Source organism: Amycolatopsis sp. CA-161197 (assembly GCF_050942255.1).
GTDB lineage: Bacteria > Actinomycetota > Actinomycetes > Mycobacteriales > Pseudonocardiaceae > Amycolatopsis.
This window is the reverse complement of record NZ_CP192059.1, coordinates 2,894,250-2,907,429: the sequence shown is the minus strand read 5'-3', so window position 1 is coordinate 2,907,429 and position 13,180 is coordinate 2,894,250. Positions and strand designations below refer to the sequence as shown.

Below are 13,180 nucleotides of genomic sequence, written 5' to 3'. Positions count from 1 at the left end.
ATCGAGAGGACCTCATGGCGGACTTGTACATCGGCGGCGAATGGGTGGACGCGAAGGCGGGTGGCCGGCGCGAAATCCGGTGCCCCGCCGACGGCTCGCTCGTCGCCGAGGTGGCCGAGGCCACGCGCGAGGACACCGAGGCCGCCATCGCCGCCGCCCGGCGCGCGTTCGACACCGGCCCGTGGCCCTCGACACCTGCCGCCCAACGCGGTGACCTGCTGCTGCGCACGGCCGACCTGCTCGACCGCGACGCCGAGACCTTCGCCCGCGCCGAGTCGCTCGACACCGGCAAACGCCTGGTCGAGAGCCGCTACGACATGGCCGACATCGCCGCCTGCCTGCGCTACTTCGGCAAGCTCGCGGCCAACGACGCGGGCCGCGTGGTCGACACCGGCAGCGCCGACGCGTTCAGCCGGATCGTGCACGAACCGGTGGGCGTGTGCGGGCTCATCACGCCGTGGAACTACCCGCTGCTCCAGACCATCTGGAAGGTCGCGCCCGCGCTGGCCGCGGGCAACACGTTCGTGCTCAAGCCCAGCGAGCTGACGCCGCACACGTCGATCCTGCTCATGAAGCTGCTCACCGAGGCCGGCCTGCCCGGCGGCGTCGCCAACCTGGTGCTCGGCGCGGGCCCGGAAGCCGGCGCGCCGCTTTCGGAGCACCCGGACGTGGACCTGGTCTCGTTCACCGGTGGTCTGGCCACCGGCCGCGTGATCGCCGCCAACGCCGCCGCGACGGTGAAAAAGGTGGCCCTGGAGCTCGGCGGCAAGAACCCCAACGTGGTGTTCTCCGACGCCGACTTCGAGACCGCCGTGGACTACGCGCTCACGGCCGTCTTCCTGCACTCCGGCCAGGTCTGCTCCGCGGGCGCGCGGCTCATCGTGCAGCGCGAGTGGCACGACGAGTTCGTCGACGAGCTGGTGCGCCGCGCCGAGCGGATCCGCCTCGGCGGGCCGTTCGACGAGCACGCCGAGACCGGCCCGCTGATCTCGGCCGCCCACCGTGAAAAGATCGAGCGCTACGTCGCCACGGCCCTGGCCGAGGGCGCCGTGCTGCGCACCGGCGGCAAGCGGCCCGACGACCCCGAGCTGCGGAACGGTTTCTACTACCTGCCGACGATCCTCGACAACGTCGCACAAGGCAGCCACGCCGTGGTCGAGGAGTCGTTCGGACCGGTGCTCACGGTCGAGACCTTCACCGACGAGGACGACGCCGTGCGCATCGCGAACGACACCCACTACGGGCTGGCCGGCGGCGTGTTCACCAACGACGCCGCGAAGGCGCAGCGCGTGGCCAACCGCCTGCGCCACGGCACGGTCTGGATCAACGACTACCACCCGTACCTGCCGCAGGCCGAGTGGGGCGGCTACAAGCAGTCCGGCTTCGGCCGCGAGCTGGGCCCGACGGGCCTGGCCGAGTACACGGAGGCCAAGCACATCTACCAGAACCTGCGTCCCGGCCCGCAGAAGTGGTTCGCCGGCTGACAGTCGTGCGCTGAAAAAGCGCCTTCAAGCCCTAGTCCGATCGAGAACCACCGAAAGGACCAGCGCCCGTGAGCACCGACACCGGCGGCCGTGGCAACACGGACACCAGCGATCAGGAACTCGGCGAGTTCGGCTACACCAACCAGCTCAAGAGAACGCTGGGCAGCTTCCACACCTTCGCCGCCGGCATCAGCTACATCTCGGTGCTCACGGGCGTGTTCCAGCTCTCCTACCTGGGGATTTCCCAGGGCGGCCCGGCGTACTGGTGGTCGTGGCCGATGGTGTTCGCCGGGCAGCTCATGGTGGCGCTGAGCTTCGCGGAGCTGGCCGCGCAGTACCCGGTGGCCGGGTCGGTCTACAACTGGGCGAAAAAGCTCGGCAACGGGCACGTGGCGTGGCTGGCGGGCTGGATGATGCTGCTGGCCTCGATCGTGTCCATCTCGGCGACGGCGCTGGCCTACCAGCGGACGCTGCCGCAGATCACGTCGTTCTTCCAGTTCATCGGCGACGGCTCGGGCTCCAGCGACGCGGCCAACGGCGTGCTGCTGGCCACCTGCCTGATCGTGTTCACCACGCTGGTCAACGCGTTCGGCGTGAAGCTGATGGCCCGCATCAACAGCGCCGGCGTGTTCATCGAGCTGCTGTTCGCGGTGCTGCTGGTGGTGTTCCTGGCGTTCCACTTCGTGCGCGGCCCCGGCGTGGTCACGGAGACGAACGGCACGGGCGCCGGACACGCGGGCGGCTACCTCGGCGCGTTCCTCATCGCGGCCATCGCGTCGTCCTACGTGATGTACGGGTTCGACACGGCGGCCTCGCTCGGCGAGGAGTCGGTGGACCCGCACCGCAACGCCCCGAAGGCCATCATGCGGGCGCTGGTGGCGTCGTTCCTGCTCGGCGGGCTGATCATCCTGTTCGCGCTCATGGCGGTCGGCGACATCCACGCGCCCGAGCTCGGCACGGTCGGCCTGCAGTTCGTGCTCACCGACGCGCTCGGCCCGGCGATCGGGCGGATCTTCCTGTTCGTGGTGTTCATCGCGATCACGGTGTGTGTACTCGCCGTGCACACGGCGGCGATCCGCATCGCGTTCGCCATGGCGCGCGACAACGCGCTGCCCGGTGGCTCTCGCCTGGCGCGCGTGAGCAAGAAGACCGGCACGCCGGTGCTGCCCGCGATCGTGATCGGCGTGATCGCGATCGCGCTGCTGCTGGTGAACATCAACTCGGCGCAGATCTTCTCGGCGGTCACGAGCCTGGCGATCATCCTGATCTACCTGGCCTACCTGCTCGTGACGGTCCCGATGCTGATCAAGCGCCTGCGCGGCGGCTGGCCGCGCAAGGACTGCCCGCCGGGCCGGTTCTCGCTCGGGCGCTGGGGCCTGCCGGTGAACGTGCTCGCGGTGCTGTGGGGTATCGGGATGACGGTGAACCTCGCCTGGCCGCGCACGGAGATCTACAACGCGTCCCCGCCGTTCCACTGGTACCTGCGCTGGAGCTCGGTGCTCTTCGTCGGCGTCTTCGCGGCCGGCGGGTTCGCCTACTACTGGTTCGTGCAACGCCACCGCATCGGGGTGCTCGCCGGCCACGCTTCCGTGCCGTCGTCTCAGAAGGAGGAGTCCAGGTGAACGAGTTCGACTACGTGGTGGTCGGCGGCGGCACGGCGGGTTCGGTGGTGGCGGCGAGACTTTCGGAGGACCCGGACGTCACCGTCTGCCTGCTGGAGGCCGGACCGTCCGATGTGGACGACGCCGCCGTGCTCGAGCTGACGAACTGGATGGCACTGCTGGAATCCGGCTACGACTGGGACTACCCGGTGGAGCCGCAGGAAGCCGGCAACTCGTTCCTTCGTCAGGCCCGCGCGCGAGTGCTCGGCGGGTGTTCTTCGCACAACTCGTGCATCGCGTTCTGGGCACCGGCCGAAGACCTCGACGAGTGGGCGTCGCTCGGCCTGCCGGGCTGGTCGGCCGCGGACATCTTCCCGCTGTACCAACGGCTCGAGACCAACGACGGCCCCGGCGAGCACCACGGCCGCTCCGGGCCCGTCACGATCCGGTCCGTGCCGCCGCGCGACCCCGCGGGTGTCGCGATGCTGGCCGCGTGCGCGCAGGCGGGCATCCCGACCACGGAGTTCAACTCCGGCAAGACGGTGACCCACGGCGCGAACTGGTTCCAGATCAACGCGCGCGAGGACGGCGTGCGGTCCTCGGCCTCGGTGTCGTACCTGCACCCGATCCTGGACAAGCGCGAGAACCTGGAGGTGCGCACCGGCGCGCGGGCCAAGCGGCTGCTGTTCGACGGCCGCCGCTGCACCGGCGTCGAGCTGCAGCACCCCGACCTGATCCACCACACGACCGTGACCGCGCGGCGCGAGGTGATCGTGAGCTCCGGCGCGATCGACACGCCGAAGCTGCTGATGCTCTCGGGCATCGGGCCCGCCGGGCACCTGCGCGAGGTGGGCGTGGACGTGCTCGTGGACTCCCCCGGCGTCGGCTCGAACCTGGAGGACCACCCCGAGGGCCTGGTGCAGTGGGACGCGCTGCAGCCGATGGTCACCGAGTCCACGCAGTGGTGGGAGATCGGCATCTTCACGACCACCGAGGAAGGTCTGGACCGGCCGGACCTGATGTTCCACTACGGCTCGGTGCCCTTCGACATGAACACGCTGCGCCACGGCTACCCGACCACGGAGAACGGCTTCTGCCTCACGCCGAACGTCACGCGCAGCCGTTCACGCGGCACCGTCCGCCTGCGCACGCGCGACTTCCGCGACAAGCCCCGCGTGGACCCGCGTTACTTCACCGACGAGCACGACCTGCGCGTGATGACCCACGGCGTGAAGCTGGCCCGCGAGATCGCCGCGCAGCCGGCGCTGGACGAGTGGGCCGGCGTCGAGCTCTCACCGGGCCGCGACTGCGTGAGCGACGACGAGATCGCCGACTACCTGCGCAAGACCCACAACACCGTCTACCACCCCGCGTGCACCGCCCGGATGGGCCCGGACGGCGACCCGGACGCCGTGCTCGACGCCCGCCTGCGCGTGCGCGGCGTCGAGGGCCTGCGGGTGGCGGACGCGTCGGTGATGCCGTTCCTGGTGACGGTGAACCCGTGCATCACCACGATGGCCATCGGCGAGAAGTGCGCGGACCTGATCAAGCAAGACCGCGGCTGAGCGGCGAGGATCACCACGCCGGCCGGGTTTCCGGTGAGCGGGCACCGTCCACAAGCGTCCGTCCGGACGCAGTGGAACCGGTCACGGCGCCCGTACACTCGGGTTCCCGGGCCTGGTGGAGGTGTCGTGAGCGGTCGGTCGCTGCGCGGGACGCGGGCGGTGCTGGTGGCCGCCGGGGCGGTGGCGGGCGGCGTGGCCCTCGTGCTGCCGACGGCGCACTTCCTGTCCGACCGGGTGCCCGGCGACGTGCCCAGCCCCGAACTGAGCGTGGCGCTGCGGCTCGTCTGCGCGGTCGCTTTGGCGGCGGCGTTCGCGCTCGCCTGGATCACGCTGCGGCGGCACAGCGACGAGCCGTTGGCGTTCGCGACGCTGCCGGGGCTCGTCATCGTCGGTATCGCCGTGCGCTACCTCGTGCGGACGCTGCCGGCCTACGTCGATCAGCTCCCGGCCGCGCGCATCGGTCCGGCGCTGGGCGCGTGGCTGATCCTGGGCGTCGGCGTGCTGCTGACCGTGACGGGGCTCGTAGCGGGTTTCGCCACGAAGAGACGCTGACGCCGTCGCCAAAGTAGGTAATGCTTACCTAATATCGCCCGCATGACTTCTGGCCTTGTGGGACGGCGTGGTGCGCTCAAAGCCGCGGTGGGGGTGTCCGCGGGGCTGGCCCTGGCGGCTTGTTCGAGCTCCGGGGAGACGCCCGCCGCGAGCGGTCCGGCCGCGCCCGGCTTCCCGGTCGACGTGAAGGGTGTCGAGGGCACCACGACGATCCCCCGGCCGCCGCAGCGCGTGGTGTCGGTGGGCCAGTACCGCGACTCCGACGCGGCCGTCGCGCTCGGTGTCGTCCCGCTCATCACGCCGGATCTGGGCAAGTTCCTGCCCGGCGGGATGTCGCCGTGGCTCAAGGCGAAGGCGGGCACCCACTCGCCGGAGCTGTTCGCCGACACGCAGCTGCCGTTCGAGCGCATCGCCGCACTCAAGCCCGACCTGATCCTCGGCACCGACCGGTCCACGTTGGCCCAGGACTACAAGACGCTCAGCGCGATCGCCCCGACGCTGTCGTCCGCGTCCGGCTACAACAAGGACACCTGGCAGGTCACCACCCGTCGCGTCGCCACGGCACTGGGCCGCTCGCCCGAAGCCGAGAAGCTCGTGACCGACGTCGAGGCCCAGATCAAGGCCGCGAAGGACGCCAACCCGAGCTTCGCGGGCCGCACGTTCACCATCGGCCCGGTCACCGGCGACGGCACGATCACCACGATCAGCAGCGCGCAGGACGCGTCCGCCCTGTTCTTCGCGCAGCTGGGGCTCGTGCTGTCGCCGAAGGTGACGTCGCTGCCCCAGACCTCCATCCCGGCCGCTCGCAGATCAGTCCGGAACGCCTGGACCTCATCGACGCCGACGTCCTCGTGCTCACCTACACGACACCCGGCAGCCGCGCGCAAACCGAGGCGCTGCCACTGTTCCAGCAACTCCCCGCCGTGCGCCGCGGCTCGTACGTCGCCCTCGACATCACGACGGCGATCGCCCTGGCGTTCCCCTCGGCACTCAGCGTGCCCTACGGCCTGCAACAGGTCGTGCCCAAGATCTCCGGCGCGATCAAAGCCTGAGCCCGCCAACTCCACCACAGCGCGAGATCGCGCCGGCTTCTGGATTGGGCGGTGCGATCGGCCGCCAGGCCGATCCGACCGCTCAATCCAGAAGCCGGCTCAAAGGCGATCTCGCACGCCCCGGCGGAGCCGGGGCCAAAATCACTGCAGGAGAGCGACGCACTCCACGTGGTGGGTCATCGGGAAAGCGTCGAACGCCCGCAGGTCCGTGAGGGAGTACCCGTGGTCGGCGAAGGTCGCGAGGTCGCGGGCGAGGGCGGCGGGGTCGCAGGCGACGTACACGATGCGGTCGGGCGAGCCCGCCGCGATGGCGTCCACCACGGCGCGGCCGGCGCCCTTGCGCGGGGGGTCGAGGACGACCACGTCGACGGGCTTCGGGGCGTCTTCGAGGGCGTGTTCGACGCGGCCGGCGCGCCACGAGACTTGGGGCAGGTCGGCGAGGTTGCGCTGGCCGTCGGTCACCGCCTGGCGGCCGGACTCCACGGCGAGCACGTGCCCGTCCGGGCCGACCTGGTCGGCCAGCACCGACGCGAACAGGCCGACGCCGGCGTAGAGGTCCCACGCCACGCCGCCGCGCGGGGCCTCGGCCCACTCGCGTACGAGCTGGGCGAACGTGTCGGCCGCGAAGGGGTGCACCTGCCAGAAGCCGTGGGCGTCGAGGCGCCAGTCGCGGCCGGCCGCGTGTTGCACGGCGAGGCCGCCGGACAGCTGGCGGGACTTGGTGCGGCCGTGGACGGTGGAGAGCTCGCGCAGGTGCGTGTGCCCGTCGCCGTCGGTGGTGGTCTCCAGTTCGGTGCCCGGGCGCCAGCGCTTGGCCAGCGCGACGTCGAGCGTGCCCGGCACCGCGATCGGGCAGTCGTCGAGCGCGACGACGCGGTGGCTGTGGTGCGCGCGCAGCCCGGCGCGGCCGTCGCGGCCGGCCACGAGCCGCACGCGGCTGCGCCAGCCGAGCGGGCCGCCGTCGAGCGGCTCGACCACGACGTCACGCGTGATGCCCGCGAGGCGCTCCAGCTGTTCGGCGACCACGGCCGCCTTCAGCGAACGCTGGTACGCGGGGTCGGCGTGCTGCCAGTCGCAGCCCCCGCAGCCGCCCGGGGCGGCCAGCGGGCACGGCGGCGTGACGCGATGCTCCGACGCCTCGAGCACCTCCACCGCGTCCGCCCGGCAGAACGAACCGCCCTTGTCCTCGGTCACCTCGGCGCGCACGCGCTCGCCCGGCAACCCGTGGCGCACGAACACCACCCGTCCGTCCACACGCGACACGCAGTGGCCGCCGTGGGCGACCGGGCCGATCTCGAGCTCGAGCACACGGCCGAGCCAATTCTCCGTCATTCAGCAGTTTCCTTGGCCGGTTTGGGGGTTTCCACGGGCTTCGCGACACCACCGGCGCTCGCCGCGAACCCACGTCGCACGTCGCCGGCCGCGGGTCGGGCCCGGCGTTCGCGATCGGCCGCTTTCGCCGAAGACTCCAGCTGCCACGGCACACTCGCGACGATGACACCCGGCTGGAACAGCAGCCTTCCCTTGAGCCGCAACGCACTCTGGTTGTGCAGCACCTGCTCCCACCAGTGGCCCACCACGTACTCCGGGATGAACACGGTGACCACGTTGCGCGGGTTGTCGCCGCGCACGCGCTTCACGTAGTCCAGCACCGGTTTCGTGATTTCCCGGTAGGGCGACTCGACGACCTTCAGCGGCACCTTGAACTTGTGCGCCTCCCACTCGGCGGTGAGCCGGCGGGTGTCGGCGTCGTCGACGTTCACGGTCACGGCCTCGAGCACGTCGGGCCGCATTGCCTTGGCGTAGGCCAGGGCGCGCAGCGTCGGCCGGTGCAGTTTGGACACCAGCACGATCGCGTGGTTGCGCGAGGGCAGCACCGTCGGGGTGTCGCCGAGTTCCTTCAGCTCTTCGGCCACGCGGTCGTAGTGCTTCCGGATCGCCGTCATCAACGCGAAAATCGCCACCATGGCGGCGATCGCGATCCACGCACCGAGGAGGAACTTGGTGATCAGCACGATGATCAGCACGGTGCCGGTCATCGTGAGGCCGATCGCGTTCACCGTCTGCGAGCGCCGCATCCGCCGCCGCACCGCGCCGTCGGTTTCCTTGGCCAGCAGGCGGTTCCAGTGCCGGACCATGCCGGTCTGGCTGATCGTGAACGACACGAACACACCGACGATGTAGAGCTGGATGAGCCGCGTGACTTCCGCGTCGAACGCGATGATCAGCACCAGCGCGAAGATCGCGAGGAACAGGATGCCGTTGGAGAACGCCAGCCGGTCGCCGCGCGTGTGCAGCTGCCGCGGCAGGTACCGGTCCTGCGCGAGGATCGAGCCGAGCACCGGGAAACCGTTGAAGGCCGTGTTGGCCGCCAGCAGCAGGATGATGCCGGTGGCGAAGGAAATGTAGTAGAACGCCGGCGGGAAGCTGGCGAACACGGCCTGGGCGATCTGCGTCACGATCGTCTTCTGCTGGTACCCCGCCGGAGCGCCCTGCAACTGCTCGGCCGGGTTGTCGGCGAAGTTCACCTTGGTGATCACGGCGAGCGTGATGATGCCGATGAGCATGACCACCGCGAGCACGCCCATCAGCAGCAGCGTGGTGGCCGCGTTCTTCGACTTCGGCTTCCGGAACGCCGGCACGCCGTTGCTGATCGCCTCGACCCCGGTCAGCGCCGCGGCACCGGAGGAGAACGACCGCAGGATCAGGAAGACGAACGCGAAGCCCGTCCACGTGCCTTCGGAGTGCAGTGTGAAGCCCGCGCTCTCGGCCCGCATCGTCGTGCCGGTCGCGGCTTCGATCAGCCCCCACCCGACCATGACCAGGATGCCGATGATGAAGCCGTAGACGGGGATTGCGAAGGCTTTGCCCGATTCGCGCACTCCGCGCAGGTTCAGCGCGGTCAGCACCGCGACGATCACCACGGCGGTGATCACCTTGTGCTCGGCGACCCACGGGATGGCCGAGCCGATGTTGGCCACACCGGACGAAGTGGACACTGCGACGGTCATCACGTAGTCCACGAGCAGCGCGCTGGCCACGGTGAGCCCGAACTTGCTGCCCAGGTTGGTGCCGGCGACCTCGTAGTCACCGCCACCGCTCGGGTAGGCGTGCACGTTCTGCCGGTACGACGCCACGACCGTCAGCATGACCAGCGCCACGGCCACCCCGATCCACGGCGCGAACGCGTACGCCGACAGCCCGGCGAAGCTCAGGGTCAGGAAGATCTCCTCCGGCGCGTACGCGACGCTGGAGAGCGCGTCCGACGCGAAGATCGGCAGCGCGATGCGCTTGGGCAGGAGCGTGTGGCCGAGGCTGTCGCTACGGAACGGACGTCCGAGCACCAGGCGCTTCAGCACGGTCGGGAACTTCGACACCTTGGAAGACTAACTGCCACCCCGCACGGTAGGTTCGGCGCTGGTGCGCGAGGGTACCTACGGACGGGTTTACCCCCACCTACGAGGAGGCAGGGCGTGCACGTGGTGATCATGGGGTGCGGCCGGGTCGGCGCATCCCTGGCCGCGGCGCTGGAGCGTCTCGGCCACGAGGTGGCCGTCATCGACAAGAACCCCCAGGCGTTCCGCCGGCTGGGCAGCGACTTCCACGGCCAGCAGATCGTCGGCGTCGGGTTCGACCGGCAGGTGCTGATCGAGGCGGGCATCGAACAGGCCGGCGCGTTCGCGGCCGTGTCGAGCGGTGACAACTCCAACATCATCTCCGCGCGGGTCGCGCGCGAGAACTTCGGCATCGAGCACGTGGTCGCGCGGATCTACGACCACAAGCGCGCCGCCGTGTACGAGCGGCTCGGCATCCCCACCGTCGCGACGGTGCCGTGGACCACCGACCGCTTCCTGCGCACGCTCCTGCCGGACGGCGTCGCCTCGGTGTGGCGTGATCCCTCGGGCAACGTCGCGCTGCTGCAGCTGCCGCTGAACGAGGGCTGGATCGGGCGCAGCGTGCGCGAGCTCCAGGACGCCACCGGCGCACGCGTCGCGTTCATCATGCGGTTCGGCAACGGCGTGCTGCCGGACAACAAGACCATGGTGCAGGCCGACGACGTCGTGTACGTCGCGGCCCGCTCCGGCACCGTCAGCGACGTGACGAGCGTGGCCGCTCGCGCTCCGGAGGAGGAGAACTGATGCGGGTCGCGATCGCGGGTGCCGGCGCCGTCGGGCGCTCCATCGCCGTCGAGCTGATCGACGGACGGCACCAGGTGATGCTGATCGAGCGCGAGGCCGACCAGTTCGAACCCGACACCGTGCCGCAGGCCGACTGGGTCCTCGGCGACGCGTGCGAGGTCTCGATCCTCGAGGAGTCGGGGATCGAGCGCTGCGACGTGGTGATCGCCGCCACCGGCGACGACAAGTCCAACCTCGTGGTGTCACTGCTCGCGAAGACGGAGTTCGCCGTGCGCCGCGTGGTGGCCCGGGTGAACAACCCCGCCAACGAATGGCTCTTCACCGACGCCTGGGGCGTCGACGTCGCCGTGTCGACCCCGCGCATGCTCGCCGCGATGGTCGAGGAGGCCGTGAGCGTCGGCGACCTCGTGCGGCTGATGACCTTCCGCCAGAGCCAGGCGAACCTCGTGGAGCTCACGCTGCCCGAGGAGACCCCGTTGGCCGGCAAGCCCGTGAGCGAGATCGCGCTGCCCCGCGACGCGGCGCTCGTGACGATCCTGCGCGGCGACCGCGTGATCGTGCCGCAGCCGGAGGACCCGCTGGAGGCCGGTGACGAGCTGCTGTTCGTGGCGACGTCGGACGTCGAGCCGGAGATCCGCACGGCCCTGGGATACTGACGCAGACGGGAAAGGCCCCTCACGAGCACGTGAGGGGCCTTTCCGGCGTCTTGGGGAAGTCGGTCAAACCTCCGGAGTCGGCGTCTGCGCGTACTTCTCGCGCAGCCGGGCCTCGACCTCCGCGTCGGTCTCCGGCTTCGGTTCCGTCTCGGCCAGTGCCTTGAGCCGCTTGTCCGAGCGGCGGACCGCCCAGACGACCACGAGCAGGCCGAGCGCGTAGAGCGGGTAACCCATGGCGATCTTCGCGAACGCCAGCCAGCCGGTGTAGTCGCTGTTGTAGAGCCAGCGCTGCACCACGAACCGGGCGGCGAAGATCACGGCCAGCGCGAGCGTGGCGACGTCGTAGCCGTAGCGCGAGGGCTTGTCCTTGCGCCAGGCCTGGCCGGTGCCGTTGAGCGCGCTCCACACCACGCCGGCGATCGGCCAGCGCACCAGGATCGACAGCACGAACACACCGCAGTAGGCGAGGCTCGCCCAGATGCCGAAGAGGAAGAAGCCCTTGGCCGAACCCGTGCGGAACGCGATGAACGCCGCGATCGCGACCCCGAAGAACCCCGAGATCGCCGGCTGCAGCGGCTCCTTGCGCACGACCCGCAGCACCGTGATCGCCACGGCGCTGCCGACCGAGCCCCAGATCGCCGCGGTGAGCCCGAAGAAGGCGTTCACCAGCACGAACACGATCACCGGCACCGACGAGTAGAACAGACCGGACACGCCGCCCATCTGCTCCAGCAACGTGGGTTCGGGCTTCTCGGCGTCGGTGTCGGTTCCGTCGTCGGCGCGGTGCTGGTCGCTGTCCTGCTTTTCGTCCCCGCCTTCGGGCACGTGCTTCTCGTCGCGGGGAGCGGGTTCAGTCACGGGAGTCGATCAACCTACCGGGCTCTGGAGTTCGTAGTACGGGTTGTACAGCACCTTCTGGCCGTCACGCTCTGCCATCCGGCCGCGGACCTTGATGGTCCGACCCGGCTCGATACCGGGGATCCGGCGTCGGCCCAGCCAGATTAGCGTCACGCCCTGTGTGCCGTCGAACAGCTCGGCCTGGAGCGTCGGAGTTCCCTCGCTCGGGCACAGCTCGACGCTGCGCAGCCTGCCGAGCACTGTCGCCTCTTCGCCGGACCGGCAGTCACAGGCGCGGCGCGCCCCTTCGGCCCCGGACCTCTCGGACATCTCGTCGGCGTCGAGGTCCTCGACGTCGCTGGTCAGCTTGCGAACCAACCGGCTGAAGTAGCCGCCGTCCTTGGCGGACATGGTGTGCTCCTGTGCTCCGGGGCCCCCGACTTCGCGGCCCGTGCGTAAACCAGCGTAGCTGTGGTTCACATCAGCGAAACGGGTTTGCGCCAAGATCGCAACGTGACGTCCGCAATCCGGAACTTGCCCGTGGTCCTGCTGCCCGGAACAGGGTCCGATGAAACGTTCGTTCAGTCGGTGTTCACCGGCCCGTTGGCTTTGGTGGGCGCCCGGCTGATCGCGCCTCCCCCGCCGCCCGGTGCCGCGCTCGCCGAGGGGTACCTCGAAGAGCTGGACCGGCTCGCGCGGGTGCACGGGTCGCTGGTCGTCGGCGGCGTCTCGTTCGGCGCGCACCTGGCCGCGGAGTGGGCGGTGGCGAACCCGGGCCGTTGCGAGGGGCTGGTGTGCGCGCTCCCGGCCTGGAACGGCGAGCCCGGCTCAGCGCCCGCGGCCGTCGCGGCGCGCGCCTCAGCCGATCTGGTGGCCGCTCAGGGGGTCGACGGCGCGCTGGCCGCGGTGGCGGCCGGGAGCCCGGCGTGGCTCGTCGCCGAGCTGTCTCGGGCCTGGCGGCGCCACGGCGACGACCTGGTGGCGGGGCTGCGGGTCGCGGCGGGCCGGCGCGCGCCGTCGTTGACCGAATTGGCGACGGTCGCGGTGCCGGCCGGGGTTGCCGGGTGCGCCGGTGACCTGGTGCACCCCGTGGCGGCGGCGCGCGAGTGGGCCTTGGTGCTGCCGAGAGGGGAGCTGGGCGTGGTCGAGCTGGCCGATTTCGGGCGGGACCGCGAAGTGCTGGGACGCGCGAGCCTGGTCGGGTTCCTCAAGGGCTGGTTCGAGTCCGCCGCCGGAACTGTGTAGTGAAAAGAAATGAACGAAGGCCCCGGCACGGGTGAGTGCCGGGGCCTTC

Annotated in this window: 12 protein-coding genes and 1 pseudogene; 9 read left to right on the top strand and 4 right to left on the bottom strand. The window is 70.4% G+C overall.

Annotation, left to right across the window (positions count from 1 at the left end):
• The first annotated feature begins 14 nt into the window (after window positions 1-14).
• The 6 genes and pseudogenes from ACQPXB_RS13950 (at window position 15) to ACQPXB_RS13925 (ending at window position 6,254) form a co-directional block, all read left to right on the top strand.
• Window positions 15-1,484, top strand: a complete 1,470-nt coding sequence (locus tag ACQPXB_RS13950) for an aldehyde dehydrogenase family protein (protein ID WP_432851998.1) — start codon at window positions 15-17, stop codon at window positions 1,482-1,484.
• A gap of 68 nt (window positions 1,485-1,552) precedes the next feature.
• The gene (locus ACQPXB_RS13945) at window positions 1,553-3,106 is read left to right on the top strand and encodes an APC family permease (protein ID WP_432851997.1); all 1,554 of its coding nucleotides are present in this window, start codon (window positions 1,553-1,555) and stop codon (window positions 3,104-3,106) included.
• The gene (locus ACQPXB_RS13940; RefSeq protein ID WP_366588038.1) at window positions 3,103-4,650 is read left to right on the top strand and encodes a GMC family oxidoreductase; all 1,548 of its coding nucleotides are present in this window, start codon (window positions 3,103-3,105) and stop codon (window positions 4,648-4,650) included. The genes ACQPXB_RS13945 and ACQPXB_RS13940 overlap by 4 nt, the downstream gene beginning before the upstream one ends.
• 126 nt (window positions 4,651-4,776) lie before the next feature.
• Window positions 4,777-5,202, top strand: a complete 426-nt coding sequence (locus tag ACQPXB_RS13935; protein ID WP_432851996.1) for a hypothetical protein — start codon at window positions 4,777-4,779, stop codon at window positions 5,200-5,202.
• 42 nt (window positions 5,203-5,244) lie between these two features.
• A pseudogene (locus ACQPXB_RS13930) lies at window positions 5,245-5,868 on the top strand (ABC transporter substrate-binding protein); the annotation flags it as partial.
• A gap of 185 nt (window positions 5,869-6,053) precedes the next feature.
• On the top strand, window positions 6,054-6,254 hold the full coding sequence (locus tag ACQPXB_RS13925) for a hypothetical protein (protein WP_432851995.1): 201 nt from the start codon (window positions 6,054-6,056) through the stop codon (window positions 6,252-6,254).
• 141 nt (window positions 6,255-6,395) lie between these two features.
• Here the strand turns inward: ACQPXB_RS13925 and ACQPXB_RS13920 are convergent, their stop codons facing one another.
• Window positions 6,396-7,586 carry a class I SAM-dependent RNA methyltransferase gene (locus ACQPXB_RS13920; RefSeq protein WP_432851993.1) on the bottom strand — a complete coding sequence of 397 codons (1,191 nt, stop codon included), beginning with the start codon at window positions 7,584-7,586 and terminating at the stop codon, window positions 6,396-6,398.
• On the bottom strand, window positions 7,583-9,631 hold the full coding sequence (locus tag ACQPXB_RS13915) for an APC family permease (RefSeq protein ID WP_432851991.1): 2,049 nt from the start codon (window positions 9,629-9,631) through the stop codon (window positions 7,583-7,585). Before ACQPXB_RS13915 ends, ACQPXB_RS13920 begins: the two co-directional genes overlap by 4 nt.
• A 96-nt stretch (window positions 9,632-9,727) precedes the next feature.
• Here ACQPXB_RS13915 and ACQPXB_RS13910 point away from each other — a divergent pair, with 96 nt between their 5' ends.
• Both ACQPXB_RS13910 and ACQPXB_RS13905 read left to right on the top strand, forming a co-directional pair.
• Window positions 9,728-10,393, top strand: coding sequence for a potassium channel family protein (locus tag ACQPXB_RS13910; protein WP_366588026.1), 666 nt, complete (start codon window positions 9,728-9,730; stop codon window positions 10,391-10,393).
• Window positions 10,393-11,049: a potassium channel family protein gene (locus ACQPXB_RS13905; protein ID WP_360596843.1), complete on the top strand. Its 657-nt coding sequence runs from the start codon at window positions 10,393-10,395 to the stop codon at window positions 11,047-11,049. Before ACQPXB_RS13910 ends, ACQPXB_RS13905 begins: the two co-directional genes overlap by 1 nt.
• A gap of 63 nt (window positions 11,050-11,112) precedes the next feature.
• Here ACQPXB_RS13905 and ACQPXB_RS13900 read toward each other — a convergent pair whose 3' ends face one another.
• Window positions 11,113-11,907 carry a DUF3159 domain-containing protein gene (locus ACQPXB_RS13900; protein WP_386956250.1) on the bottom strand — a complete coding sequence of 265 codons (795 nt, stop codon included), beginning with the start codon at window positions 11,905-11,907 and terminating at the stop codon, window positions 11,113-11,115.
• Between the two features lie 9 nt (window positions 11,908-11,916).
• Window positions 11,917-12,297 carry an OB-fold nucleic acid binding domain-containing protein gene (locus tag ACQPXB_RS13895; RefSeq protein WP_220238342.1) on the bottom strand — a complete coding sequence of 127 codons (381 nt, stop codon included), beginning with the start codon at window positions 12,295-12,297 and terminating at the stop codon, window positions 11,917-11,919.
• A 102-nt stretch (window positions 12,298-12,399) separates the two neighbouring features.
• Here ACQPXB_RS13895 and ACQPXB_RS13890 point away from each other — a divergent pair, with 102 nt between their 5' ends.
• Window positions 12,400-13,131, top strand: coding sequence for an alpha/beta fold hydrolase (locus ACQPXB_RS13890; RefSeq protein ID WP_432851985.1), 732 nt, complete (start codon window positions 12,400-12,402; stop codon window positions 13,129-13,131).
• Window positions 13,132-13,180: the final 49 nt, after the last annotated feature.

Coding starts and splice junctions, on each gene's coding strand:
- ACQPXB_RS13950 (WP_432851998.1), top strand. CDS start 15: ATGGCGGACTTGTACATCGGCGGCGAATGGGTGGACGCGAAGGCGGGT.
- ACQPXB_RS13920 (WP_432851993.1), bottom strand. CDS start 7,586: ATGACGGAGAATTGGCTCGGCCGTGTGCTCGAGCTCGAGATCGGCCCG.
- ACQPXB_RS13905 (WP_360596843.1), top strand. CDS start 10,393: ATGCGGGTCGCGATCGCGGGTGCCGGCGCCGTCGGGCGCTCCATCGCC.
- ACQPXB_RS13895 (WP_220238342.1), bottom strand. CDS start 12,297: ATGTCCGCCAAGGACGGCGGCTACTTCAGCCGGTTGGTTCGCAAGCTG.